This window comes from Pseudomonas sp. RW409, assembly GCF_003184125.1.
In the GTDB taxonomy this organism is placed as follows: Bacteria; Pseudomonadota; Gammaproteobacteria; order Pseudomonadales; family Pseudomonadaceae; genus Aquipseudomonas; species Aquipseudomonas chlororaphis_I.
In genome coordinates this window covers 75,346-100,071 of sequence record NZ_QHHP01000021.1, presented here as the reverse complement: position 1 = coordinate 100,071, position 24,726 = coordinate 75,346, and the positions used below count along the sequence as shown (strand labels likewise).

At 66.1% G+C, this 24,726-nt stretch carries 20 protein-coding genes; 14 read left to right on the top strand and 6 right to left on the bottom strand.

Annotated elements, in window-relative coordinates; genetic code table 11:
- Nucleotides 1-7: 7 nt before the first annotated feature.
- Nucleotides 8-1,048 (bottom strand): FUSC family protein, encoded by a 1,041-nt coding sequence (locus DK261_RS09215; protein ID WP_016701848.1) that lies wholly within the window; start codon nt 1,046-1,048, stop codon nt 8-10.
- A gap of 61 nt (nt 1,049-1,109) precedes the next feature.
- Nucleotides 1,110-2,735, bottom strand: a complete 1,626-nt coding sequence (locus DK261_RS09210; RefSeq protein ID WP_009049718.1) for an NADP-dependent glyceraldehyde-3-phosphate dehydrogenase — start codon at nt 2,733-2,735, stop codon at nt 1,110-1,112.
- Nucleotides 2,736-3,173: 438 nt separating this feature from the next.
- Here DK261_RS09210 and DK261_RS09205 point away from each other — a divergent pair, with 438 nt between their 5' ends.
- From DK261_RS09205 to DK261_RS09195, 3 genes are all read left to right on the top strand, one after another.
- Nucleotides 3,174-3,575, top strand: coding sequence for a cytochrome c5 family protein (locus DK261_RS09205; RefSeq protein WP_110175623.1), 402 nt, complete (start codon nt 3,174-3,176; stop codon nt 3,573-3,575).
- Between the two features lie 86 nt (nt 3,576-3,661).
- Nucleotides 3,662-4,990, top strand: a complete 1,329-nt coding sequence (locus DK261_RS09200) for a D-arabinono-1,4-lactone oxidase (RefSeq protein ID WP_177411713.1) — start codon at nt 3,662-3,664, stop codon at nt 4,988-4,990.
- Between the two features lie 83 nt (nt 4,991-5,073).
- Entirely contained in the window at nt 5,074-6,282 is a 1,209-nt protein-coding gene (locus tag DK261_RS09195; RefSeq protein WP_177411712.1) for a DSD1 family PLP-dependent enzyme, read from the top strand.
- A gap of 220 nt (nt 6,283-6,502) precedes the next feature.
- Here the strand turns inward: DK261_RS09195 and DK261_RS09190 are convergent, their stop codons facing one another.
- A complete protein-coding gene (locus tag DK261_RS09190) occupies nt 6,503-7,453 on the bottom strand; it encodes a transporter (RefSeq protein ID WP_110175620.1) in 951 nt (316 codons plus the stop codon).
- A 271-nt stretch (nt 7,454-7,724) separates the two neighbouring features.
- Here DK261_RS09190 and DK261_RS09185 point away from each other — a divergent pair, with 271 nt between their 5' ends.
- From DK261_RS09185 to DK261_RS09175, 3 genes are all read left to right on the top strand, one after another.
- Nucleotides 7,725-8,762, top strand: a complete 1,038-nt coding sequence (locus DK261_RS09185) for an AraC family transcriptional regulator (protein ID WP_110175619.1) — start codon at nt 7,725-7,727, stop codon at nt 8,760-8,762.
- Nucleotides 8,763-8,871: 109 nt separating this feature from the next.
- Nucleotides 8,872-9,756: a Dyp-type peroxidase gene (locus tag DK261_RS09180; protein ID WP_038577957.1), complete on the top strand. Its 885-nt coding sequence runs from the start codon at nt 8,872-8,874 to the stop codon at nt 9,754-9,756.
- Nucleotides 9,757-9,784: 28 nt separating this feature from the next.
- Nucleotides 9,785-10,753, top strand: a complete 969-nt coding sequence (locus tag DK261_RS09175; RefSeq protein ID WP_110175618.1) for a Gfo/Idh/MocA family protein — start codon at nt 9,785-9,787, stop codon at nt 10,751-10,753.
- A gap of 698 nt (nt 10,754-11,451) precedes the next feature.
- Here the strand turns inward: DK261_RS09175 and DK261_RS09170 are convergent.
- The 3 genes from DK261_RS09170 to DK261_RS09160 form a co-directional block, all read right to left on the bottom strand.
- Nucleotides 11,452-13,110 carry a phosphoethanolamine transferase gene (locus DK261_RS09170; protein WP_371923066.1) on the bottom strand — a complete coding sequence of 553 codons (1,659 nt, stop codon included), beginning with the start codon at nt 13,108-13,110 and terminating at the stop codon, nt 11,452-11,454.
- Nucleotides 13,111-13,242: 132 nt separating this feature from the next.
- A complete protein-coding gene (locus DK261_RS09165) occupies nt 13,243-13,980 on the bottom strand; it encodes a TorF family putative porin (protein WP_028682847.1) in 738 nt (245 codons plus the stop codon).
- Nucleotides 13,981-14,110: 130 nt separating this feature from the next.
- Nucleotides 14,111-15,853, bottom strand: a complete 1,743-nt coding sequence (locus tag DK261_RS09160) for an amidohydrolase (RefSeq protein WP_110175617.1) — start codon at nt 15,851-15,853, stop codon at nt 14,111-14,113.
- Nucleotides 15,854-15,956: 103 nt separating this feature from the next.
- On the opposite strand from DK261_RS09160, the gene DK261_RS09155 reads away from it, so the two are divergent.
- From DK261_RS09155 to DK261_RS09120, 8 genes are all read left to right on the top strand, one after another.
- Nucleotides 15,957-16,874 carry a LysR family transcriptional regulator gene (locus tag DK261_RS09155; RefSeq protein WP_009049707.1) on the top strand — a complete coding sequence of 306 codons (918 nt, stop codon included), beginning with the start codon at nt 15,957-15,959 and terminating at the stop codon, nt 16,872-16,874.
- Nucleotides 16,875-16,912: 38 nt separating this feature from the next.
- A complete protein-coding gene (gene lexA / locus DK261_RS09150) occupies nt 16,913-17,530 on the top strand; it encodes a transcriptional repressor LexA (protein WP_110175616.1) in 618 nt (205 codons plus the stop codon).
- Nucleotides 17,530-18,147, top strand: coding sequence for a translesion DNA synthesis-associated protein ImuA (gene imuA, locus DK261_RS09145; protein WP_028682850.1), 618 nt, complete (start codon nt 17,530-17,532; stop codon nt 18,145-18,147). Before lexA ends, imuA begins: the two co-directional genes overlap by 1 nt.
- Nucleotides 18,148-18,154: 7 nt before the next feature.
- Nucleotides 18,155-19,570 (top strand): DNA polymerase Y family protein, encoded by a 1,416-nt coding sequence (locus DK261_RS09140; RefSeq protein ID WP_110175615.1) that lies wholly within the window; start codon nt 18,155-18,157, stop codon nt 19,568-19,570.
- Nucleotides 19,567-22,650 carry an error-prone DNA polymerase gene (locus DK261_RS09135; RefSeq protein WP_110175614.1) on the top strand — a complete coding sequence of 1,028 codons (3,084 nt, stop codon included), beginning with the start codon at nt 19,567-19,569 and terminating at the stop codon, nt 22,648-22,650. The genes DK261_RS09140 and DK261_RS09135 overlap by 4 nt, the downstream gene beginning before the upstream one ends.
- Before the next feature lie 284 nt (nt 22,651-22,934).
- Nucleotides 22,935-23,591, top strand: coding sequence for a CsgG/HfaB family protein (locus DK261_RS09130; RefSeq protein WP_223815619.1), 657 nt, complete (start codon nt 22,935-22,937; stop codon nt 23,589-23,591).
- 26 nt (nt 23,592-23,617) lie between these two features.
- Nucleotides 23,618-23,989 carry a DUF4810 domain-containing protein gene (locus tag DK261_RS09125; RefSeq protein ID WP_016705381.1) on the top strand — a complete coding sequence of 124 codons (372 nt, stop codon included), beginning with the start codon at nt 23,618-23,620 and terminating at the stop codon, nt 23,987-23,989.
- The gene (locus DK261_RS09120) at nt 23,986-24,645 is read left to right on the top strand and encodes a DUF799 domain-containing protein (RefSeq protein WP_016705380.1); all 660 of its coding nucleotides are present in this window, start codon (nt 23,986-23,988) and stop codon (nt 24,643-24,645) included. Before DK261_RS09125 ends, DK261_RS09120 begins: the two co-directional genes overlap by 4 nt.
- The last annotated feature ends 81 nt before the right edge of the window (nt 24,646-24,726 follow it).

Sequence of the window (24,726 nt, the reverse complement as noted above, 5' to 3'; positions counted from 1 at the left end):
AGGGCCCTCAGATCTTCCAGTGCTCCGCGCTTTTCGCCAGGCGCTGGCGCATCTCGTTGAGGTTGGCCACCAGTTGCCGGGTCAGCAGGCGATAGCCGTCCAAGGCGGTGTAGACCGAGGTGTCTAGGGTCGAGGAGGGCGGGCCATCCAGGGGCCGCCCCAGGCGTCTGGTGGCGCCGGATTGCAGGGCGCGGGCCATGCCCACCAGCTGTATGCGCACCTGCCGGTGCTCGTGTTTCAACACCTGTTGCAGCTGCTCGCGAGCCTGTGGGTCGCTGAGGTTCGGCCGGGTATTGCCAAGGATTTCCAGGGTGCTGAAGCACATGCGCAGGTTGCGCTGGATGGCGTCCAGTTCGGTCATGGAGATCCGCACTTCCTTGGACACCGAGGGCATCAGCGAGCGCAGTTGCAGCAAGGTGCTGTTGAGGCGCCCGAGCAACTTCAAGTGTTCATCGTCGGTCACCGACTGGCCGCCGATGATGCGTCCGTAAAGGGTGGCGCAGTCGCGCAAGGCGCTGGCCAGGTTGTAGCGCCAGGAATACACCGCATACAGCGGAATGGCGAAGGAGAAGGCCAGGGCCAGGGCGATGCCGATCAGGATGTCCACCGTGCGCCACAGGCCATCGCTGACGTGGTTGTCGCCATGGCCGGCGACGATGAACACAGTGATCGCCGCCAGCAGCGCGGTGTAACCGCCCTTGCCGATGGCGTGATAGGAGAAATACCCGCACACCACCGACATCCCCAGGTAGGTCAGCCAGGACATGCCCAGGTAAGCCTGCTGCACCACCAGCACCAGGCCGACGCCCGCGCCGATCAGGGTGCCGATAGCCCGTTCCGCGGCTTTCTTGCCGATATTGCCGTGGTGCTGCAAGCCGCCGATCACCACCAGCATGGTCACCGACGCCCATTCGCCGTGAGGCAGGTTGAGGCCGGTGGTCAGCGCGATGGTGGCCAGCAACCCCAGGGCCACGCGCACCGCATGGATCAGCTTGGCGTAGCGGTAGCGCCGATACGGGTCCAGTACCGGGAGCAGGAATCGGCGCAACAGCGGTGGCAGGCGAAAGGATCGCCAAGGGGTTGGCAGGCCCAGGGGAAATTCTCCGTTTCTAGAAAATGTAATCGGTGGTCAGGAAGCCCGACTCGCGGTTACGGATGATGTCGCTGATCAGCTCCTTGTTGCTCTCCTGGAACTTGGTGGCCACCAGGGTGCGGATCGAGAAGGTGCGCAACGCGTCATGCACAGACAGCGTGCCTTCGGCGGAGTTCTTGCGCCCGTTGAACGGGTAGGTGTCCGGGCCGCGCTGGCACTGGGCGTTGAGGTTGATCCGCCCGACCTGGTTGGCGAAGGCGTCCACCAGCCGCCCGACTTGTGCCGGTTGGGTGCCGAAGATACTCAGCTGCTGGCCGAAGTCCGATTCCAGGACGTAGTCGATCACCGTTTCCAGGTCGCGATACGGCACGATCGGCACCACCGGGCCGAACTGCTCTTCCTGGTACACGCGCATCTGGCTGTTCACCGGGTACAGCACCGCCGGGTAGAAGAACGAGGCCCGCGCTTCGCCACCGCCGGGGTTGACCACCTTGGCGCCCTTGTCGATGGCGTCGGCCACCAGGGCGTGCAGGTAATCGACCTTGCCCGACTCCGGCAGCGGCGTCAGCGCCACCCCCGGTTCCCACGGCATGCCGGGCTTGAGGCTGAGCAGCTTGGCGTTGAATTTCTCGATGAAGGCATCGACCACGGTTTCATGGACGAAGAGGATTTTCAGCGCGGTGCAGCGCTGGCCGTTGAACGACAGCGAGCCGGTGATCGCCTCGTTGACCGCGTTATCCAGGTCCACCTCCGGCAGCACGATGCCAGGGTTTTTCGCGTCCAGGCCCAGGGCGGCGCGCAGGCGGTGCGGCTTGGGGTGCAGTTTCTTCAGGTCGCTGGCGGCCTTGTTGGTGCCGATAAAGGCGAAGATATCGATCTTGCCGCTGGCCATCAGCGCGCTGACGGTTTCCCGGCCGCTGCCGTAGATCACGTTGATCACCCCGGCCGGGAAGCTGTCGCGGAAAGCTTCCAGCAGCGGGCGGATCAGCAGCACGCCGAACTTGGCCGGCTTGAACACCACGGTGTTGCCCATGATCAGCGCCGGGATCAGGGTGGTGAAGGTCTCGTTCAGCGGGTAGTTGTACGGGCCCATGCACAGGGCCACGCCCAGCGGCACGCGGCGGATCTGGCCGAGGGTGTCCTGCTCCAGCTCGAAGCGGCTGGAGCGGCGGTCGAGTTCCTTGAGCGCGTTGATGGTGTCGACGATGTAGTCGCAGGTGCGGTCGAACTCTTTTTCCGAGTCCTTGAGGTTCTTGCCGATTTCCCACATCAGCAGCTTGACCACCGCCGAGCGCTGTTCGCGCATGCGCCCGAGGAAGGCTTCGACGTGCTGGATGCGTTCGGCCACGCGCATGGTCGGCCAGGCGCCCTGGCCACGGTCGTAGGCGCGCACGGCGGCGTCGAGGGCGGTCAGCGCGGTGTCGGCGTCGAGCAGCGGGGTGCTGCCGAGAATCACTTGCTCGTCGCCATTGGCGGTGTCCAGGTACACCGGGCTGCGCACCAGGGCCAGGGGCCCGTTCCAGGTCTGCAACTGACCGTCGACCAGGTACTCGCGTTGCTCGACCTGGCCGTCCAGGCGGTACTGCTCGGGGATGTCGGCGGCGACGGGAAACAGCGTGTTCAACAGATGGGCTGTGGTCATGACTCTATTCCGTAATGGCAATGGGCAATGCACCGGCGGGCTGGATAGCGCGCCGGCGCTGACGGGCGAGACGGGTCTTCAAGGTTTGTTTCTACGGGTATACGCCTTGATGTCTCGGGTCTTTAGCAAAAAGCTGGGCCAAAATGGCGGAAAGTCGTGCAGCAGAGGTGTGATGGTGTGGTTCTTTGGGCCAAGAGTAGCCGTTTTTTCCCATGGAAAAACAGCCTTTGTTTCAACTGGCGCTGAAGCGCTGGCTGCGTCGTCACAATCGCGAGCTTGCTCGCGATAGCCGCATAGCGGCGGTTGCGCCAACCCATCGCTCCCACCGGCCTGGCCGCAGATGCCCCCCTCGCTGGCCCGCAATGCCCTCAGGCCGTGGCGGCGCCTGCCTTAGTGTTGGCTCTGGGTCGATCCCGACCGTCACCCGAGAGGAACACCATGCCGGCACCGACTGCCTCGCTGCGGTTTTCATCCGTCACCAGGCTGTATCGCCTGGCGCGCCTCGCGCTGTGGTTGGCGCTGGGCGGGCTGCTGGTTGCCTGTGGCGACCAGAGCGCGCCGCCATCGGCGGCGGCCGTGCAACAACTGCCCGACGATTCGGTGCTGGCGCGGATCTACGACAGCAGTTGCAAGCTCTGCCACACCAACCCGGCGTCCGGCGCGCCGCTGACCGGCGATGTCCAGGCCTGGCGCCCGCGCATTGCCCAGGGCGCCGACACCCTGCTGGACCACAGCATCAACGGTTACAACGGCATGCCGCCGATGGGCCTGTGCATGCAGTGTTCCGAGGCGCAGTTCCTCGCCCTGATCCGCTTCATGTCCGCACAAGACCTCCAATAACCCGGCACAGGGACACAGGCATGACCATGCACCTCACACGACGTCAGTTGCTGCAACGCAGCGCAGTAGTCGGGACGTTCGGCGCGCTGACCAGCAACCCGCTGCTGGCCGAGCTGGCGCGGGCGCCACGGCTGATTCCCTGGCGCAACTGGTCCGGCGCGCAAAGCTGCCTGCCCCTGGCGCGGCTGGCGCCCAAGGACCTGGATGAGCTGGTGCAGGTGATTCGCCAGGCCCCGGGCAAGATCCGCCCGGTGGGCTCGGGGCACTCCTTCAGCGCCCTGGTGCCCACCGACGGCACGCTGTTGTCGCTGAGCTTCTTCAGCGGCCTGCTCAGCCATGATGCTGCCACCTTGCAGGCCGAGTTCGCCGCCGGCACGCCGATGTCGCGCATGGGCGCGCCGCTCAAGGCGATCGGCCAGGCCCTGCCGAACATGGCCGACATCGACTACCAGACCCTGGCCGGGGCCATCGCCACCTCGACCCATGGCACCGGTGTCGGCTTCAAGTCCTATTCGGCCCAGGTCTGCGGCCTGCAACTGGTGACCGCCAGCGGCGAGGTGCTGGACTGCGACAGCAGCCGCAACGCCGAGGTCTTCAGCGCCGCGCGGGTGTCCCTCGGTGCCCTGGGCGTCGCCACCCGGGTGTGCTTGCAGAATCGCCCGGCCTATCGCCTGCGGGAAAAACAGTGGATCGCCAAGACCGAGGAACTGCTCGAAGACCTGGCGAAAAACACCCGCGACAACCAGCACTGGGAAATGCTGGTGGTCACCCATTCCGACTACGCGCTGTCGATCGCCCTGAATGAAACCGAGGACCCGGCGACCCCACCGGTGGACCCGGCACAAGAGGGCGGCAACGAGTTCGTCAGCCTGATCGAGAACCTCGACAAGTACCTCAGCGACTTTCCTGAGACCCGCCGCACCCTGCTCAACAGCCTGCGGCATTTCGCCAGTTTCGATGACCGGGTTGGCGACTCCTACGAGGTCTACGCCAATGTGCGCAACGTGCGCTTCAACGAAATGGAGTATTCGGTGCCGGCCGAGCACGGCCCGGCGTGCCTGCGGGAAATCCTCAAGCTGATCCGCGACAAGGACCTGCGCACCTGGTTTCCCATCGAGTACCGCTACGTCCAGGCCGACGACATTCCCCTGAGCATGTTCGAGGGCCGCGACAGCTGTTCGATCTCGGTGCACCAGCACTACGGCATGGACCACCACAACTTCTTCGCCGCCGTCGAGCCGATTTTCTGGAAATACGCCGGCCGCCCGCACTGGGGCAAGTTGCACAGCCTCAACGCCCGGCAGTTGCAGGCGCTGTACCCGCGCTGGCGGGAATTCACCCGGGTGCGCGAGGCGCTGGACCCCGGCGGCAAGTTCCTCAATGCCCACCTGTCGTCCATCCTGGGCGTGGTCTGAAGGGAGAAAATAGGATGAATCGACGCAACTTCCTGCTCGGTACCGCGGGTGTCGGCGCGTTGTTGGCGGGGGTGGGCGCCTGGCTGCGGCCCGCCGACCGGGGCGGGCCCTACAGCGACTATTTCCGCGCGCTGAACCGGGAGCTCAAGGTCCACGGCCCGATGCGCCCGGTGATGCTGATCGACCTCGACCGCCTGGACCACAACATCGATGTGGTGCTGCAGTCGGTCAAGCGCGGCGGTAAGCAGCTGCGGCTGGTGGAGAAATCCCTGCCGTCGCCGGGATTGCTGGACTATATCGGCCAACGCGCCGGCACCCAGCGCCTGATGTCGTTCCACCAGCCGTTCCTCAATCACGATGCCCAGCGTTTTCCCGAGGCCGATATCCTGCTGGGCAAGCCGCTGCCGGTGCGTTCCGCCGAGCTGTTCTACCAGGGCCACAAAGGCCCGTTCGATCCGGCCCGGCAGTTGCAGTGGCTGATCGACACCCCGCAACACCTGCAGCAATACCTGGCCCTGGCCCGAGGCCTGGGCACCCGGTTGCGGATCAATATCGAGCTGGACGTCGGCCTGCACCGCGGCGGGGTGAAGGACAGCCTCGAACTGGGGCCGCTGCTGACCCTGATCGCCGCCAACCCCCAGCACCTGGAGTTCGCCGGTTTCATGGGCTACGACCCCTTTGTCGGCATGGGCGTGCCGGGCATTCTCGGCTCGCCCGACGTGCTGTTCGCCAAGGTCATGCAGCGCTACCAGAGCGCCGTGGACTTCACCCGGCAACGCCATCCGGCGCTCTGGCAGCCGGGGCTGACCCTGAACACCGCCGGCAGCCCCAGCTACCGCATGCATGAGCAGGAACAGTTGAGCAGCGAAGTGTCGGTGGGCACGGCGATGCTCAAGCCGACCCACTACGACCTGCCGTCCCTCAGCGAACATCTGCCCGCGGCCTACATCGCCACGCCGGTGCTGAAAAGCACCGGCCCGGTGCGCATCCCGGCGCTGGACGACAAGTCGAAGCTGTTCGCCTGGTGGGACCCGAACCAGCGCGAGACGTTCTTCATCTACGGCGGCAACTGGCTGGCCGAGTTCGAGTCGCCCTCGGGGCTGCAAAGCAACGGCTTGTTCGGCCGCAGTTCCAACCAGGAGATGGTCAACGGCTCGCCCGCCGTGGGCCTGGGGCCGGACGACCAGGTGTTCCTGCGGCCGATGCAGAGCGAAGCGGTGCTGCTGCAGTTCGGCGACCTGCTGGCGGTGCGCGGCGGGCGGATCGTCGACAGCTGGCCGGTCTACAGCTAGGTTTTTGCGGTGGGGCCGAGGGTCTCATCGCGAGCAAGTCGGATCGCCGCCCGCTCGCTCCTACAGAAGCTCACACGTTCTTCTGTAGGAGCGAGGCTTGCCCGCGATAAACGATAACGCGGTGGTTCAGACATTCTGCGTCACGGCCATCGCACGCAAGCTGTGCTCCTACAGAAGAAGATCGCGCAATCCGTAGGAGCGAGCAGGTGGCGCTCCTACATCACAAGCTGAACGGAATCGTCAGCTTGGCCCACAGCATCTCGCCCTCGGGCCGGTTCTCCACGTCGAACTCCTTGGCCCAGCGGATCTCCGCGCTGGCGTACTTGAGGAAGGTCAGGTACAGCGCCGGGCCGATGGCGAACACCTGGCCGCGCACGCCGTCGTCCACGTCCTCGCCGAGAAACTGCACGGTGCGGCCGTACTGTTTGTCGTCGGTGGTCTGCTTCAGGTAGTAGCCGTTGAGCCCCAGGCTCAGGTTGTCGGTCACCTTGTAGCTGGCGGAATAGTCGAAGTGGAAGATCTGCCCGGACTTGTAGTCGGTGGCGTGGTTTTCCTCGTTGAAGCTGTAGGTGGTTTTCATCGACAGCTCGGTGCGCGGGGTGGGCAGCCAGGTCACCGAAACCAGCGGCTTGTAGGTGTAGAAGTTGTTGCTGGTATTGGCCAGGCGCGTCGCGTCGTACTTGCCGGTGGGAATGGTGATTTCCACGGCGGCGCCCAGGGTCAGGTTCTTGCCCATGTCCCACAGGATGATCGGCGCGATGGTGGTGTCGCCCATGCTTTCGCGCTGGTCCTTGAGGCCGAAGACTCCCACCTGCTGGCGCAGATAAGGTTGCGCCATGTAGCCGCCGAGGCGCCCGCCGAACAGCCGAAGCGGGCTCAGGTAATCGAGGCGGGGAATGATCGCGTCCGAGACGATCCGCACGTCCGGCACCTTGCCGCCCAGGGAGCTGATATTCAGCTTCCGTGCCTCGTAGTGGTTGTAATAGAGGTTGAAGGCGAACATGTGGTCCGGCAGGCCGTTGACGTCCAGCGGCAGGATGAAAAAGCCGTCGGTGCCGGTGCCGATGTTGTCGACCCCGGACTCGGTGGCCGGTGCCAGGGCGGGCAGGGCGGCGATACAGGCCAGGCTGGCGGCGAGGCGCCGGGAGCGATGCGTGCGGGTCGAATTCATGTTCGGGCTCTTATTATTGTCAGTGGGCGCACAGTCGGCCGGTTTCCGGCCGCCCCATAGGAATAAGCCTTCGGCGCCCGGCCAGGCAGGGTATTGGCGGCCACTGAGGGGGACTTTCGCGGCCAGCCTGCAATGACTTGTTACATCCTTCCGTGAACGCGAGCGGAAAACGCTATGCTGAGCGAGCGCTCGCCTCGCCCTGGCAGTGATGGGAGCGGGGCGCATAACCAGAATAAGAATTGCAGCCGAACCGGCTCGGGACCCGATGCCCATGCAGACGAAAGCCGTCGATCCACAGTACCAACTGGCCCTGGTTTCACCCTTCCTGTTGCAGACCCTGGCCGAAGTCGCCGGCAGCCACGGCGTCGACCCGCACGCCCTGTGCCGCGGCCTGGGCTTTACCCTCGACGACCTGCAGGACCCCGCGCAACGCATCTCCTACCGCCAGGCCGTGGCGATGATCCAGCGCGCGCTCAAGGCCTTGCCGCAGCAGGGCCTGGGCCTGTGGGTCGGGCACCAGAACGTGCTCGGCACCCTCGGCCTGCTGGGGCATGTGCTGTCGCTGTGCAAGACCCTGCGCGATGCCTTCGACATCGGCATCCGCCACCAGCACACCTCGGGCGGCATCGTCAGCTGCAGCGTCCGGCAGCAGGGCACCGAATTTTTTGTCGAGGCCGAATGCCGGCTGCCCTACAGCGAGGTGCAGATCTTTGCCGTCGAAGAGTTCTTCGCCAGCCTGCCGGTCTATGGCCGCGCCCTGGTCGGTGCCGATTTCAAGGCGCTGCGGGTCGAGTTCATGCACGCCGCCCCGGCCTACCGGGACGAATACCTGCGCCTGCTGGGGCCGGATGTGCACTTCGGCTGCCTGCACAACCGCATGGTCATCGCCGGCCACTGGCTGGACACGCGCCTGCCCAACCACCACGCCGTGGCCCTGCGCCAGGCGCTCAAGCTGCTGGAACTGGAAAGCGCCCAGGTGCACCGCAAGCTGGACCTGATCCAGGCGGTGGAGCGGGCCATCTCCCGCGACCTGACCCAGGGCAGCCATATCGACCAGGTCGCCAGCGACCTGAACATGAGCGGGCGCACCCTGCGCCGACGCCTGAGCGAGCACGACCTGACCTTCGAAGCGCTGCTCGAGCAGGTGCGCCGGGCGCGCACCCTGAGCCTGCTGGCCAACCCGCAGCTGTCCATCGAGCGCATCACCGAGGCGGTGGGCTACAGCGACGTGCGCAGTTTTCGCCGGGCATTCAAACGCTGGACCGGCCTGAGCCCCAGCGCCTACCGGGAAGAGGGCGGCCAGTTGTAGGGCATGGCTTGCGGTGGCGTGACGATTCACCACGCAGGTCCATGCGTGTCTAAACCCCCACAAATTGTGGTGCGCCGGGTAAACTTCGGGCTTTCTTCAAGGAGTCGCTATGAGTTACTACCAGCCGGGCATTCTTGCCACCCCCGTTCCGAGCCAGGCTCGCCATCTGTTTTTCGCCCTCGAATCCATCGAGGCACTGCCGGCGGCGATCGATCGCTTGCTGACGCAGGTGGACGGGAAAACGGCGGTAGCGGGTTTCGGTGCGTCGCTGGTCAAGGCGCTGGGCGCCCGCGTGCAGGGGCTCAAGGCCTTCCCGGCGCTGACCGGGGTCGGCGTCGACAACCCTTCGACCCAGCACGCGCTGTGGGTCTGGCTGCATGGCGAAGACCGCGGCGAGCTGCTGCACCGCAGCAATGCCCTGGAGGCCGCCCTGGCCCCGGCGCTGCGTCTGGTACAGATGAACGAAGCCTTCCGCCACAAGACCGGCCACGACCTGACCGGTTACGAGGACGGCACCGAAAACCCCCACGATGAAGAAGCGGTTTCCGCGGCCCTGGCCGAAGGCGCCGATGGCCTGCGCGGTGGCAGCTTCGCCGCGATCCAGCAGTGGCAGCACGACTTCAAGGGTTTTGCCGCGATGCATCAGGAGGAACGCGACAACATCATCGGCCGCCGCCTGAGCGACAACGAAGAGCTGGACGACGCACCGGACTCGGCCCACGTCAAGCGCACCGCCCAGGAGAGCTTCACCCCCGAGGCCTTTATGGTGCGCCGTTCGATGCCATGGATCGAAGGCGACAAGGGCGGCCTGATGTTCCTCGCCTTCGGCCACAGCCTCCAGGCCTTCGAAGTCCAGCTGCGGCGCATGAGCGGCCTGGAAGACGGCATAGTCGACGGCCTGTACCGCATGAGCCGGCCGATCACCGGCGGCTACTACTGGTGCCCGCCGCTGCAGGACGGCCGCCTCGACCTGCGCGCCCTGCAAGCGGTCTGACCGGCCAATGGGCACAGGAGGAGAGGGCATGCGGCCCGTGCGCTGGGGCATGATCGGTTGCGGCAGCGTCACCGAACGCAAGAGTGGCCCGGCCTTCTACAAGGCGCCGGGCTCGGCCCTGGTGGCGGTGATGGGCCGGCGCCTGGAAGCGGTGCGGGACTATGCGACACGCCACGGCATCGCGCGTTTCTACACCGATGCCCAGGCGCTGATCGACGACCCCGAAGTGGACGCGGTGTACATCGCCACGCCCCCCGACAGTCACCACGCCTACAGCTTGCGGGTGGCCGCCGCCGGCAAGCACTGCTGCGTGGAAAAGCCGATGGCGTTGAACGCCGGGCAAAGCCTGGAGATGCAGCAGGTTTTCCAGCAGGCCGGATTGCACCTGTTCGTGTCCTATTACCGCCGGTCCCTGCCGCGCTTCCAGCAGGTGCGGCAATGGCTGCGGGACGGGCGCATCGGTGAGGTCCGTCACCTGAGCTGGACCCTGACCAAGGCGCCGTCCGAGGCCGATCGCAATGGCGGCAGCAACTGGCGCACCGACCCCCAGATCGCTGGCGGCGGTTACTTCGCCGACCTGGCGAGCCACGGCCTGGACCTGTTCCAGTACCTGCTGGGGGACATCACCGAGGTCGCCGGTTTCACCGCCCGGCAGGCCGGGCTGTACAGCGCCGAGGACGCAGTGAGCGCCAGCTGGCGTTTCGCGAGCGGCGCCCTGGGCACGGGGGCCTGGAACTTCGTCGCGGACCGTCGGGTGGACCGGGTGGAGATCATCGGCAGCCAGGGGCGTATCGGCTTCTCGGTGTTCGACGAGCATCCGCTGCAGTTGGACGCCGATGAACAGCTGAGCCTCTTCATCGACAACCCCGAACATATCCAGTGGCACCACGTGCTGGGCATGAACGCCCATATCCGTGGCCAAGCACAGCACCCGGCCCTGGCCACCGAGGCGCTGAAGACCGACCGGATCATGGACCTGATCCTCAAGCGCGGTTAGGCCTTACGGAACGTGCACGATCTTCTTCTGTAAACGATAACGCGGTGCGCCAGGCCAACCGCGTCGCGGCCTTCGCGAGCAAGCCGGATCGCGCCCGCTCACTCCTACGGATCGTGCGCGACCTTCTTCTGTAGGAGCACAGCTTGCGTGCGATGAACGATGACGCGGTGGATCAGAAATTCCGCGTCGCGGCCTTCGCGGGCAAGCCTCGCTCCTACGGATCGTGCGCGATCTTCTTCTGTAGGAGCACAGCTTGCGTGCGATGAACGATGACGCGGTGGATCAGAAATTCCGCGTCGCGGCCTTCGCGGGCAAGCCTCGCTCCTACGGATCGTGCGCGACCTTCTTCATGTAGGAGCACAGCTTGCGTGCGATGAACGATGACGCGGTGGATCAGAAATTCCGCGTCGCGGCCTTCGCGGGCAAGCCTCGCTCCTACGGATCGTGCGCGACCTTCTTCTGTAGGAGCACAGCTTGCGTGCGATGAACGATGACGCGGTGGATCAGAAATTCCGCGTCGCGGCCTTCGCGGGCAAGCCTCGCTCCTACGGATCGTGCGCGATCTTCTTCTGTAGGAGCACAGCTTGCGTGCGATGAACGATGACGCGATGCGACAGGCAAACCGCGTCGTTCCCATCGCGGGCAAGTCGGATCGCCGCCCGTTCGCTCCTACAGAAGCGAGGTTGTATCCGGCGGCGCTAGTGCGCCGCGGTCATGTTCGGCCGGCAGGAATGGAAGATGTCCAGCCGCGGCTGGTACAGGCTGGTCTTGACCTCGAACAGCCCGAGCACCGAGTGGAACAGGTTGTCGTGGCTCAGGTCCGGCTCGCCGCGCTTGCCTTGCAGGCAGTCGCGCTGGATGCCCAGGTCGGCCAAGGCCTGCTGGCCGAACCACATCAGCATCGGCACATGGGTCTGCGCCTGCGGCGCCAGGGCGTAGGGCGCGGCGTGCAGGTACAGGCCGTTTTCGCCGAGGGACTCGCCATGGTCGGAGACGTACAGCATCGAGGTGTCGAAGCGTTCCTGGTTGTGCTTGAGCAGCTCGATGACCCGGGCCAGGAAGTGGTCGGTGTAGAGGATGGTGTTGTCATAGACGTTCACCAGTTCCTCGCTGCTGCAACTGCCCAGCTGGTTGGTGTGGCAGATCGGGGTGAAGCGCTCCAGGTTCTTCGGATAGCGGTCGTAGTACTCCGGGCCATGGCTGCCGTCGGCGTGCAGGACGATGATCGCGTTGTCGCCGAGGCCATCGATGTACTGCTGCAGGTCCACCAGCAGGGCCTCGTCCAGGCAGTTTTTGCCGTCGCAGAAGGGGCTCGGCTGGGTCTTGGGAATGTCGCGGTTCGGCACCCGCAGGCAGGTGCCCTTGCAGTCGCTGTTGTTGTCCAGCCACAGCACCTGCACGCCGGCCCGTTGCAGCACATCCAGCAGGCCTTCGTAGGTCTTGCCCTTCTTGTCGCTGTAGTCCTCGCGGGGAAACATCGAGAACATGCACGGCACCGAGACCGCGGTCGAGGTGCCGCAGGAGTGCACCTGGGTGAAGTTGAGGATGTCCAGCCTGGCCAGCTCCGGGTTGGTGTCGCGGGCATAGCCGTTGAGGGAGAAGTGGTCGGCGCGGGCGGTTTCGCCGACCACCAGGATCATCAGCGACTTCTTCTCCCGGGCGCTGGCCTGGGCGCTCATCGCCGCGTCCTGGCCGATCGGCTGGATCACCAGGTGTTGCTTGATCCCCAGGCTCTGCTTGGCGTATTTGCCGAGGGCGTAGAGGTAGTTGGTCGGGTTGATGAAGTGGGTCAGCTTGTCTTCTTCGCGAAAGACCGGCGCGTAGGTGGAATAAAAGGTGCCGACCGAGACCGCGATCACCAGCACGCAGGCGGCAATCACCAATAGCTTGTTCAGCAGGCCGCGAAAGAACGGCCGGTAGCGCACCGGGGTACGCCAGATCAGCACCACCGGCAGCAGGCCCAGCACCAGCAGGTAGCCCAGCAGCTTGAAGTTGAACAACGCGGCGGCTTCGCCCGGGTTGGTCTCGAACACGTTTTGCACCATCACTGTGTCGATGGTGATGCCGTACTGGTTCATGAAATACGCGGCGGCGGCCGAGGTCAGGGCCACCAGGCTCAGCGCCGGTTTCAGGGTCCAGCGGAAGGACACCAGGGTCAGCAGCAGGGTGATGGCGGCCCACAGGAACAGCCCGAAGGAGGCGAAGAATGCCAGCTTGTGCAGGCCCTGCAGGCTGATCAGGTGGCCCAGCGCGCGCCAGGTGGCAAAGTTGTAGAGCGCCACCAGGGCCAGGGAAAACAGCAGTACCAGGCGGGTCGATGTGATTGACGCGAATTGCAGTCCTTTGCCCAAGACCATTTCAGTTCGTTCCTCCGGGTAGAGATACAGGCACCAGCAGTGGCACTGCTGACTGTAGAGGGTCATTGGTCAAAAAAATGTCGAAAGGGCGCGGGCCGTTACCCGAATCACGTCGAACCGCGCCCGCCGGATTCAGAAAGTCTTCCTGGCACTGGCGACCCAGGTCGCGCCACACAGGTCGCTGAACCCGTAGTTGCTGGTGCACTGGCTTTTCGACAGGTCGGTATCGATATAGCTCAGGCCCAGCACCACGCCTGCCACCTCGCGGGTCAATCTGGCCTCCCATTCGTGGTAGGCATCCTCGCCCTGGCCCGAGGCCGAGATCAACCGTGGGTCCTTGAAGTCCATCTCGCCGTAACGCAGCTTCAGCCCCAGGCCCAGGGGCAGCTCGGTCTCGTAGCCCACGTAGCGATACAGGGTGTTTTGCTGGCTGTCGATGCCCGCGGCGTCGCTGGAGTAATAGGCGGCCAGGCTGACCCCATAGGCACTGAAAATCCCGTAGACCTCGCTCTGGTTGAATTGCCCTTCCCTGGGGTAGCTGTACTTGAGGTAGCCCAGGTCGAGGCTGATCGCGTCGCTGGCCTGCCACAGCCAGCCGGCGTAGTAGTCGACTTCCTGGCGGGTCTTCAGGCCGCCGCCGAAATCGACGTTGGAGGTCCACGCACCCAGGTACAGGCCGCTGCTGTGCAGCAGGGTCGCGGCGGCCTGCGCGGCGGGGTCGTTCTGGGTCTGGGAAATGCCGCGGGTGCGGTAGTCGCTGGCCAGGGTCAGTTCCAGTTCCACGGCAAAGTCATCGTTCAGGGGCAGGGCCTGGCTGCCCAGGGGCAGCAGGCTCAAGGCGCCGATGGCGAACAGGCTGAGGGTCTTCATAGGGGCGTCCCGTGTTGTTGTGATTGTTAGGGGCGGATTTCAGGCAAGGCTGCGCCGGCCCCACGTGCGCAAGGACGCGGGGGCGGGCAGTGGAGCAGTTTTTTAGAGGGATCGATCTGGAGGGATCGGGCTAGAGAGGCCGGGAATAGACTTCGCGGCCGGCGAACCAGGTCTGCAGCACCTGGGTTTCATGCAGGGCCTTTTCGTCGACGCGGAACACGTCGCGGTCCAGCACGATGAAGTCGGCCTGTTTGCCGGCGCTCAGCGAGCCGATCCGTTGCTCCAGGCCGATGGCGCGGGCGGCGTTGAGGGTGTAGGCGTAGAACATGGTCTCGCGGTCCAGGCGCTCGTCGGCGTTGAGCACCCCCAGCGGCCCCGTGCGGGTGATGGCCTGGGCGATGGCGTTCCACGGGGTGGGCGAGGACACCGGCCAGTCGCTGGCCCCGGCGAGGGTCGCGCCCTGCTTGAGCAGCGAGTGCGCCGGGTACTGGTAACGGAAGGCCAGGGCGCTGACATACGGCTTGATCATGTCCAGGGTGTAGTCGTCGGCCGAGGCCCACAGCAGTTGCATCGAGGCGATGACCCCCAACGGCTTGAAGCGGGTGAACTCCTTCGGGTTGACCATCTGCAGGTGGGTGATGGAGTGGGCGATGCCGCTCTGGCGGTCCTGGCGCGCCTGGGCAATGCCATTGAGGGATTCGCGCACCGCGCGGTCGCCGATGGCGTGGATGTGCACCCGCCAGCCGCGCTGGTCGATGGCGCTGACCAGTTCGCCGAAATGCTCGGGATCGATCAGCAGTTCGCCCTGTTTGCGCGAGTTGCTGTAGGGATCGATCATCGCCGCGCTCTGGGCCGGGTACTCGATCACCCCGTCGGCGAAAATCTTGACGCCGGGCAGGGTCAGGTTGGGGATGCCCTGGAATTGCTGGCGCACCTGCTCCAGCACGTCGAGGTCGGCAGGGCGGCTTTTCGGGTTGGCCACCAGTAGCGCGGCGACATGGGCGCTCATGCCGCCGCTTTCGGCGAGCGCCTTGTAGGCCGGCAGCACACCAACCGTCTGGGCCGTGGGCTTGAGGGCGAACACCGCCTCGCCGGGGGCGGCGTTGGCCGCCGGGTCCATCCAGGCGGTGATGCCCAGGCTGTTGTTGTAGCGCACCGCCGATTGCGCCGCGTTGAGCAGGGCGGCGCTGCTGGGCACCGGCATTTTCGCCGCGACCCGGTCCCAGCCGGCGTCCACCAGGAAGCCATTGGGGCGGCCGTCGGCGAGCTGGCCGATGGTGTCGCGCTCGGCCTCTGGCAGGCTCTTGAGCAGGGCGGCGTCGATGCCGGCGCGCTCCAGCATTGCGTCATTGGCCCAGGCGGTATGGTGATCGCTGCCGGTGAACACCACGGGCACCCTGGCCCACTCGCCGGCGTTGAAGCGCTGGCCCAGGGCTTCGGCCTGGGCCCAGTAGGCCGAGCTCATGCCGGCGATGCTGAGGACGTCGCCGTGCCTGGCCTTGCCGTCGGCGCGCCAGGCGCGCAGTTTTTTCTCCAGCTGGTCGAGGCTGACCACCTTGTCCTGCATATTGGCCGAGGTCATTTCCAGGCCGCCGAAGATCGCGTGGGAATGGCTGTCGATCAGGCCGGGCATCAGGGTCTTGCCGCCCAGGTCGATGACCCGGGTGCCGGTTTCGATCAGGGCCTTGATCTGCGCGTCGCTGCCCACTTGCAGCACCTTGCCGTCGGCCACCGCGAGGGCCTGGACCTTGGGCTGGGCGCGATCGGCGGTGAACACCTGGCCGTTGAACAGCACCAGGTCGGTGGCGGCCATGGCTTCCATTGAGGCAAAACTCACTGCAATCGTCAGCAGATTCGGGATGAATCTTTTCATTGAGTATTTCCTTGTTATTGCGTCTGATGGCCAGATTAGTGGCTTGCCAGAGCCGACAGAACGCCTCGCTGACGAAAAACGTTTTTGCCTGAATGGAAAAAGCATGGACAAGTTGGGTGCATTAAAAATGTTCGTGGTCACCGCGCAGCTGGGCAGCTTCAGCCGCGCCGCCGAGCAGTTGGGCAAGACCCCCTCGGCCCTGACCAAGGCGGTCAATCACCTGGAAGTCGAGCTGGGCGCGCGTCTGTTCGAGCGCAGCACCCGGCGGATCCTGCTGACGGAAGTGGGGCGGCTCTACCTGGAAACCGCGCGCCAGGTTTTGCAGCGGCTGGAGGAGGCCGGCGAGGAAATCGAGCAGTTGCAGCATGGCTTGCGCGGCAACCTGAAGATCACCGCGCCGCTGGCCTATGGGCAGGCCTTTCTCGACCAGGTGTGTGGCGGTTTCCTCGAGCAGTATCCGCAGATCGACCTGCAGGTGGACCTGTGCGACGAGTTCGTCAACCTGCTGGAAAGCGGCTACGACCTGGCCCTGCGCGAAGGCCATGACGACCTGCCGGGGCTGATTGCGCGGGTGGTCGGCAGCAATTGCCTGGCCTTGTGCGCCAGCCCGGCCTACCTGGCGCGCAAGGGCGTGGCGGTGACGCCGCAGACCCTGGATGAACACGAATGGCTGCTCTATCGCCATCCCTTGCTCAGCCGCGAGTTCTGGTGGGTCGAACGGGACGGGCAGCGCCTGAGCCTGCTGCAACCCCGGGCGCCGCGGCTGCGCAGCGACAATTACGACCTGTTGCTGGCCAATGCCCTGGCCGGGCGCGGGCTGTTGCACACCCCGTTGTGGAGCGCCGCGCCTTACCTGGCCGACGGTCGCCTGGTGCGGGTGATGGCCGACTACGCCATCGACCCGGACTGCTTCGGGCCGCACATCCTCGCGGTCTACCCCAGCCACCGGCGGGCTACGGCCAAGGTGCTGGCGTTCATCGATTACATCAGCGCGTTCCTGGCGAGCCGTGGCCTGGGCTGACTGGCGGTTCTTGTCAGGAAAACCCGGGAGGAGTACAAATGTACTCCATGACTACTTTATCTCCCCGCCGCAGTGCCATCCTGACCTTTATCCGCGAGCGCATCGCCGAACATGGCCAGCCTCCGAGCCTCGCTGAAATCAGCGAGGCCTTCGGCTTCGCCTCGCGCAGCGTGGCGCGCAAGCATGTCGTGGCCCTGACCGAGGCCGGCTTCATCGAGGTCAACCCCCATCAGGCCCGAGGCATCCGCCTGCTCAACCAGCCGCCGCGCCTCGAGTGGCTGGAGATCCCGGTGCTCGGCCGGGTCGCCGCCGGCCTGCCGATCGGCGCCGATGCCGAGGTGCACAACCGCTTGCTGCTCGACCCGGCGCTGTTTTCCCGTACCCCCGATTACCTGCTGCGGGTCCAGGGCGACTCGATGATCGAGGACGGCATCCTCGACGGCGACCTGGTGGCGGTGCGTCGCGACAGCGAGGTGCGCAACGGCCAGATCGTGGTGGCGCGGCTGGATGGCGAAGTCACCATCAAGCGTTTCGAACGCCTGGCCGATGGCGTGCGCCTGCTGCCGCGCAACCCGGCCTATGCCCCGATCCTGATCGGCGAGGACCGGGACCTGGCCATCGAAGGGGTGTTCTGTGGCCTGGTGAGGCAAGGCTGATGGGCGCCGTCGTGGCACTGGAGACGCTGTTCAATGCCGGCCGGGTGTGGAAGGGCCGCCCGACGGCGCCCGCCGCCAGCCCGCAACCCACCGGCCACGCCATGCTGGACGCGGCCTTGCCCAGCGGCGGCTGGCCGGAAGCGGCGCTGACGGAAATCCTTATCGCCGCCCAGGGCGTCGGCGAGCTGCAACTGCTGTGGCCGACCCTGGCCCGGCTCTCGGCCGCCGGCGAGCGCATCGTGCTGGTGGCGCCGCCCCATGTGCCGTACCCCCAGGCCTGGCAGAACGCCGGGGTCGACCTGCGCCAGCTGGCGGTGATCCAGGCCGGCGAACGGGACGCCCTGTGGGCCGCCGAGCAGTGCCTGCGCTCGGGCAGTTGCGGGGCTGTGCTGTGCTGGCCGCAACAGGCCGACGACCGCGCCTTGCGGCGGTTGCAGGTGGCGGCCGAAACCGGCCAGACCCTGGCCTTTGCCTACCGTCCCCTCAAGGAAGCCATCAACCCCTCGCCAGCGGCCCTGCGCCTTGCCGTGGAGGCCCGGCCGGCGCAGCTGCGGATACTCAAGTGCCGCGGCGGCCTGGCCCATGCGGCGCCGATCGCCTTCGCCCCGGGGCACTGAGCTTGCCATGCGCTGGGTCTGTATTCTGTTCCCGCAATTGGCGCTGGACGCGGCGCTGCGCCAGCGCCCCGAACCGGACGCCGCGCTGGCGTTGCTCAGCGGGACGCCGCAGCGCCGGGTGATCCAGGCGGTGAATGCCGCCGCCCGCGAGCTGGGGTTGCGGCCCGGGCAGTCGTTGACCGCCGCCCAGGCCCTGAGCAAGAACTTCGCCAGCGCCGAATACGACGCCGACGAAATCGCCCATTGGCAGCAGTTTCTCGCAGCCTGGGCCTACCGTTTCAGTTCCCAGGTCAGCCTTCATTATCCGCGCACCCTGGTGTTCGAGATCGAGTCGAGCCTGGGTCTGTTCGGCCCCTGGCCACAGCTGGAGGCGCGCCTGCGCCAGGAGCTGAGCGAACTGGGCTTTCGCCACCGCATCGTCAGCGCGCCGAATCCGGCGGCGGCCCGGGTGCTGGCCAATGCCTACGACGGGCTGGCGGTGACCGACCTGGAGCAATTGCGCCAGGCCCTGGGGCGCATGCCCGTGGAGCGTCTCGGCCTGCCGCCGGGCGCGGCCACAGCCCTGTCGCGCATGGGCCTGCGCACCTTCGCCCAAGTGCGCGGGCTGCCCCGGGACACCCTGGCCCGGCGTTTCGACGCGGGCCTGCTCAAGCACCTGGATACTCTGTTGGGCGAGCGTTCCCTGGCGCTGGCGTTCTATCAGCCGCCAGACCGTTTCGATCTGCGCATCGAATTGAATTTCGACGTGCTGTCCCACCAGGCCCTGCTGTTTCCCCTGCGCCGCCTGACCTGCGATCTGGCGGCGTTTCTCTGTGGCCGTGACAGCGGGGTGCAGCGCTTCGACCTGCACCTGGAGCATGTCGAGCTGCCCGACAGCCTGATCAAGGTCGGCCTGCTCAGCGCCGAGCGCGAACCGGCGATGCTGTTCGAACTGGCGCGCGGGCGCCTGGAGCAGGTCCAGGTGCCCGCGCCGGTGCGTGGCGTGCGCCTGGTGGCCGAGGATTTGCCGCGCTTCGTGCCGCAGCACCGCGAGCTGTTCGACGAGCGCCCGCAGCAATCCCTGCCCTGGGAGCAGTTGCGCGAACGCCTGCGCGCCCGCCTGGGAGACGAGGCGGTGCATGGCTTGCGTTTCCACGCTGACCACCGTCCCGAATGCAGCTGGCAACCGGTCGGCGACAGCCAGGCCTGCCCGCTGCTGCCCGGACCCCGGCGCCCGGGCTGGCTGTTGCGCGAGCCGCTGGCGTTGCAGGAGGGGGCGGCGCGCATCCTCATGGGGCCGGAGCGCATCGAGTCCGGCTGGTGGGACGGCGGTGACGTGCGCCGCGACTATTACCTGATCGAAACCCGTGGCGGCCAGCAGGGCTGGGCCTATCGCCCGGTGGGCGAGGCGGGGCCCTTGCTGTTGCAGGGCTGGTTCGCATGAAGGGCTACGCCGAACTGCACTGCCTGTCGAACTTCAGTTTCCAGCGCGGTGCCTCCAGTGCCCGCGAGCTGTTCGAGCGGGCGGCGGCCCAGGGCTACCAGGCCCTGGCGATTACCGACGAGTGCAGCCTGGCCGGCATCGTCCGGGCCTGGCAGGCCTCGAAGGACTGCAACCTGGCGCTGATCGTCGGCAGCGAAATGCGCCTCGACGACGGCCCCGGACTGGTGCTGCTGGCGGAGAACCTGGAGGGCTACCAGGGCCTGTGCCGGCTGATTACCCGCGCCCGACGCCGGGCGCAGAAGGGCCAGTACCAGCTGTTGCGGGAAGACTTCGAGCAGCCCTTGCCGGGGCTGCTGGCCCTGTGGCTGGCGGACGCTCAACCACAGGGTGAGCAGCAAGAAGCGGGGCGCTGGTTGCAGCAGGTGTTCGCCGACCGGCTGTGGCTGGCCGTGGAGCTGCATTGCGGCCAGGACGACCAGCGGCGCCTGGGTGAATTGCTGACGCTGGCCCGGGAGCTGGGCATTGCCGCCGTGGCCTGCGGCGATGTGCATATGCATGTGCGCGGGCGCCGGGCCTTGCAGGACACCATGACCGCGATCCGCCATCACGTGCGGGTGGCCGAGGCCGGCCAGCGCCTGCACCCCAATGGCGAGCGGCATTTGCGCAGCCTCGAGGCGTTGCGCAGCCTTTATCCGCCGGCCCTGCTGGAAGAGTCGCTGAAGATCGCCGAGCGCTGCCATTTCGACCTCGGGCAACTGCATTACCAGTACCCCCGGGAGCTGGTACCGCAAGGGCAGACGCCCACCAGCTGGCTGCGCGAGCTGACCGAGCGCGGCATCGTCAAGCGCTGGCCCGGGGGCGCCAAGCCCAAGGTACTCAAGCAGATCGACGCTGAGCTGGAACTGATCGCCGAGCTGGGTTACGAGAGCTATTTCCTCACGGTGCACGACATCGTCAGTTTTGCCCGCGGCCAGTCGATCCTCTGCCAGGGCCGGGGCTCGGCGGCCAACTCGGTGGTGTGTTTCGCCCTGGGCATCACCGAGATCGACCCGGACCGCTCGACCCTGTTGTTCGAGCGTTTTCTCTCCCGCGAGCGCAACGAGCCACCGGATATCGACGTGGACTTCGAGCACGAGCGCCGCGAAGAAGTCCTGCAGTACGTGTTCCAGCGTTACGGCCGCCATCGCGCCGCGCTGACCGCGGTGGTCAGCACCTACCATGGCGCCGGCGCGGTGCGCGATGTGGCCAAGGCCCTGGGCCTGCCGCCGGACCAGGTCAACGCCCTGGCCGATTGCTGCGGGCATTGGAGCGATACGCCGCCGGCCGTCGAGCGCCTGCTGGAGGCCGGTTTCGACCCGGACAGCCCGGTGCTGCGCCGGGTCCTGAGCCTGACCGGGCAACTGATCGGCTTTCCCCGGCACCTGTCCCAGCACCCCGGTGGCTTCGTGATTTCCGAACAGCCGCTGGACACCCTGGTGCCGGTGGAAAACGCGGCCATGGCCGAGCGCACCATCATCCAGTGGGACAAGGACGACCTGGACGCGGTCGGGCTGCTCAAGGTGGATGTGCTGGCGCTGGGCATGCTCAGTGCGATTCGCCGCTGTTTCGACCTGATCCATGGCTATCGGGACCAGCGGCTAAGCCTGGCCAGCATCCCCGCCGAGGACCCGGCCACCTACGAAATGATCGGCCGCGCCGACACCATCGGCGTGTTCCAGATCGAGTCGCGGGCGCAGATGTCGATGCTGCCCCGGCTCAAGCCAAAGGATTTCTACGACCTGGTGATCGAGGTGGCCATTGTCCGGCCGGGGCCGATCCAGGGCGGGATGGTGCATCCGTACTTGCGTCGGCGGGACAAGAAGGAGGAGGTGACCTATCCCTCCGAGGAACTGAAAGAGGTGCTGCAGCGGACCCTGGGCGTGCCGCTGTTCCAGGAGCAGGTGATGCAGATCGCCATTGTCGCCGCCGATTACACACCCGGCGAGGCCGACCAGTTGCGCCGCTCCATGGCCGCCTGGAAACGCCACGGCGGCCTGGAGCCCCACCGCCTGCGCCTGCGCGACGGCATGCGCGCCAATGGCTACAGCGACGAATTCGCCGCGCAGATCTTCGAGCAGATCAAGGGCTTCGGCAGCTACGGTTTTCCCGAGTCCCACGCCGCCAGTTTCGCCTTGCTGACCTATGCCAGCTGCTGGCTCAAGTGCCATGAGCCGGCGGCCTTCGCCTGTGCCCTGATCAACAGCTGGCCCATGGGCTTCTACAGCCCCGACCAGATCCTCCAGGACGCGCGCCGGCACCATCTGGCGATTCGTCCGGTGGACGTGCGCGCCAGCGCCTGGGATTGCAGCCTGGAACCGCTGGCCGGCGCGCAGCCGGCGTTGCGCCTGGGGCTGCGGATGATCAAGGGCTTTCGCGAAGACGACGCGCGGCGCATCGAGGCAGCACGCCAGTACGCGCCCTTTGTCGATATCGCCGACCTCGGGCAACGGGCGCGCCTGGACAGCCGCGCCCAGGAACTGCTGGCCGATGCCGGCGCCCTGCGTGGGCTGGCCGGGCACCGGCATCGGGCGCGCTGGGAAGTGGCGGGGGTGCAGCAACAGCTCGGCCTGTTCGCCGGCCTGCCGCGCCAGGAGGAAACGCCCGTGGCCTTGCCGCGACCGACGGTCGGCGAAGATCTGCAGGCCGATTACCTGAGCGTCGGTACCACCCTCGGACCCCATCCGCTGGCCTTGCTGCGGGACGAGCTCAAGGCCCGGCGCTGCCGCAGTTCCCGCGAGCTGCTGGAGGTCGAGCACGGGCGCCCGGTGAGCATCGCCGGGCTGGTCACCGGACGCCAACGGCCGGGCACCGCCAGCGGCGTGACCTTCGTCACCCTGGAAGACGAGTTCGGCAACGTCAACGTGGTGGTCTGGCGCGACCTGGCCGAACGCCAGCGCAAGGTCCTGGTCGGCGCGCAGTTGCTCAAGGTCGACGGCACCCTGGAAACCGAAGGCGAGGTCCGCCACCTGATCGCCGGCCGCCTGAGCGACCTCAGCGACCTGCTGAGCGGCATCACCATCCGCAGCCGCGATTTCCGCTGAGCCGGTCACGCTGCCGCAGGCTGCGACCGGCGTCGCAGCCATCGCGGGCAAGCCTGGAGCATCCGGCAGTCAATCGACTGACGGCAGGATTTTTATTTCTTTTCGCAGTGATGGCACTTTGGCATAATCGCCGCCGCCGACGCCTCCTGCGTCACGTTTCAGCATGCCCTGACTGCTATTTCCGAACCCGCAGAAGCCGTGTTTCGCAAGGCTGTGGCAGGGCGCAGGCACTTTTTATGAATACTCAAAAGGAACCCAGAGTGAGACTGATCTCGAAGTTGGTGATGTCGGGCGTAGCGTTGGCCGTACTGGCGGGCATGAGCGGTTGTGCCACGGAAAGCTCCCGGGCGTTGCCGGTGGAGAAGGTCCAGAGCGCCAATCAGGTGTGGACCGGTGCTCGGGTACCGATGGCGGTGGGCAAGTTCGATAACCGCTCCAGCTACATGCGCGGGATCTTCTCCGACGGCGTCGACCGCCTCGGCGGCCAGGCCAAGACCATCCTGATTACCCACCTGCAGCAGACCAACCGCTTCAACGTGCTGGATCGCGACAACATGGGCGAGATCCAGCAGGAAGCGGCAATCAAGGGCCAGGCGCAGAAGCTCAAGGGCGCGGACTTCGTGGTGACCGGCGATGTCACCGAGTTCGGCCGCAAGGAAACCGGCGACCACCAGCTGTTCGGCATTCTCGGCCGTGGCAAGACCCAGGTGGCCTACGCCAAGGTGGCGTTGAACATTGTCAACATCAGCACTTCCGAAGTGGTGTATTCGACCCAGGGCGCCGGCGAGTACGCCCTGTCCAACCGCGAGGTGATCGGCTTCGGCGGCACCGCTTCCTACGACTCGACCCTCAACGGCAAGGTCCTCGACCTGGCCATGCGCGAGGCCGTCAACCGCATGGTCGAGGCGATTGACGCCGGTGCCTGGAAACCCAGCCGCTGATCGATACCGCTGACAGGGAGAAGAGCATGTTCAACACCAAGATGGCCCGGCCGCTGATGGCCGCCACGTTGCTGGGCAGCGTATTGCTGGCCGGTTGCAGTGGGCCGAAGACGCTTTACCAGTGGGAAACCTACCAGGCCCAGACCTACGAGTACTTCAAGGGCGAGGAGGCCAAGGAGGCGCAGGTCGAAGCGCTGGAGCGCGACCTGCAGAAGATCAAGTCCACCGGCAAGGCGGTGCCGCCGGGTTACCACGCTCACCTGGGCATGCTCTATGCCGGCCTGGGCAAGGACGACCAGATGGTGCAGCAGTTCAATACCGAGAAGGCGCTGTTCCCCGAGTCCGCGCCGTACATGGACTTTCTGCTGAAAAACGCCAAGAAGGGAGCCGGCCAATGAACCTCTGCACCTTGCGCAACCTGATGGGCCTGTTGGCCGTCAGCCTGCTGGTGGGCTGCGCCACGCCCAAGACCGTGGACTACTCGGCCTACAAGCAGGCCCGGCCGAAGTCGATCCTGGTGCTGCCGCCGCTCAACGAGTCGCCGGACGTCAAGGCCACCTACAGCATGCTGTCCCAGGTGACCTTCCCCCTGGCCGAAGCCGGTTATTACGTGATGCCGATCGCGGTGGTGGACGAAACCTTCCGCCACAACGGCCTGACCAACCCGGCGGATATCCATGGCCTGTCGCCGGCCAAGCTCAACGAGATCTTCGGCGCCGATGCCGGGCTGTATATCACCGTCAAGGAATACGGAACCAGCTACATGCTGATCAGCAGCGCCACCGTGGTCACCGCCAGTGCCACCCTGGTCGACCTGAAGACCGGCACCACGTTGTGGACCGGCACTGCCCGGGCCTCCAGCGAAGAGGGCAACAATAACAACGGCGGTGGCCTGGTGGGCATGCTGATCACCGCCGCGGTGAAGCAGATCATCAACACCTCCACCGACGCCGGTCACCCGATCGCCGGCATCACCAGCCAGCGCCTGCTGTCGGCCGGGCAACACGCGGGCCTGTTGTACGGTCCGCGCTCGCCGAAATACGGCACCGACTGAGGTCCGCAGGGCGGGCAATCCGCCCTGTGCCAGGCGACGTTTGCGAGCGTCCGCCTGGACCTTGCGCCAACGCCTATGCTG

Excerpts from the sequence above, each read along its gene's own strand:
- DK261_RS09210 (WP_009049718.1), bottom strand. The coding sequence starts at position 2,735 with ATGACCACAGCCCATCTGTTGAACACGCTGTTTCCCGTCGCCGCCGAC.
- DK261_RS09205 (WP_110175623.1), top strand. The coding sequence starts at position 3,174 with ATGCCGGCACCGACTGCCTCGCTGCGGTTTTCATCCGTCACCAGGCTG.
- DK261_RS09190 (WP_110175620.1), bottom strand. The coding sequence starts at position 7,453 with ATGAATTCGACCCGCACGCATCGCTCCCGGCGCCTCGCCGCCAGCCTG.
- DK261_RS09185 (WP_110175619.1), top strand. The coding sequence starts at position 7,725 with ATGCAGACGAAAGCCGTCGATCCACAGTACCAACTGGCCCTGGTTTCA.
- DK261_RS09180 (WP_038577957.1), top strand. The coding sequence starts at position 8,872 with ATGAGTTACTACCAGCCGGGCATTCTTGCCACCCCCGTTCCGAGCCAG.
- DK261_RS09175 (WP_110175618.1), top strand. The coding sequence starts at position 9,785 with ATGCGGCCCGTGCGCTGGGGCATGATCGGTTGCGGCAGCGTCACCGAA.
- DK261_RS09170 (WP_371923066.1), bottom strand. The coding sequence starts at position 13,110 with ATGGTCTTGGGCAAAGGACTGCAATTCGCGTCAATCACATCGACCCGC.
- DK261_RS09165 (WP_028682847.1), bottom strand. The coding sequence starts at position 13,980 with ATGAAGACCCTCAGCCTGTTCGCCATCGGCGCCTTGAGCCTGCTGCCC.
- DK261_RS09160 (WP_110175617.1), bottom strand. The coding sequence starts at position 15,853 with ATGAAAAGATTCATCCCGAATCTGCTGACGATTGCAGTGAGTTTTGCC.
- DK261_RS09155 (WP_009049707.1), top strand. The coding sequence starts at position 15,957 with ATGGACAAGTTGGGTGCATTAAAAATGTTCGTGGTCACCGCGCAGCTG.
- lexA (WP_110175616.1), top strand. The coding sequence starts at position 16,913 with ATGTACTCCATGACTACTTTATCTCCCCGCCGCAGTGCCATCCTGACC.
- imuA (WP_028682850.1), top strand. The coding sequence starts at position 17,530 with ATGGGCGCCGTCGTGGCACTGGAGACGCTGTTCAATGCCGGCCGGGTG.
- DK261_RS09140 (WP_110175615.1), top strand. The coding sequence starts at position 18,155 with ATGCGCTGGGTCTGTATTCTGTTCCCGCAATTGGCGCTGGACGCGGCG.
- DK261_RS09135 (WP_110175614.1), top strand. The coding sequence starts at position 19,567 with ATGAAGGGCTACGCCGAACTGCACTGCCTGTCGAACTTCAGTTTCCAG.
- DK261_RS09130 (WP_223815619.1), top strand. The coding sequence starts at position 22,935 with ATGTCGGGCGTAGCGTTGGCCGTACTGGCGGGCATGAGCGGTTGTGCC.
- DK261_RS09125 (WP_016705381.1), top strand. The coding sequence starts at position 23,618 with ATGTTCAACACCAAGATGGCCCGGCCGCTGATGGCCGCCACGTTGCTG.
- DK261_RS09120 (WP_016705380.1), top strand. The coding sequence starts at position 23,986 with ATGAACCTCTGCACCTTGCGCAACCTGATGGGCCTGTTGGCCGTCAGC.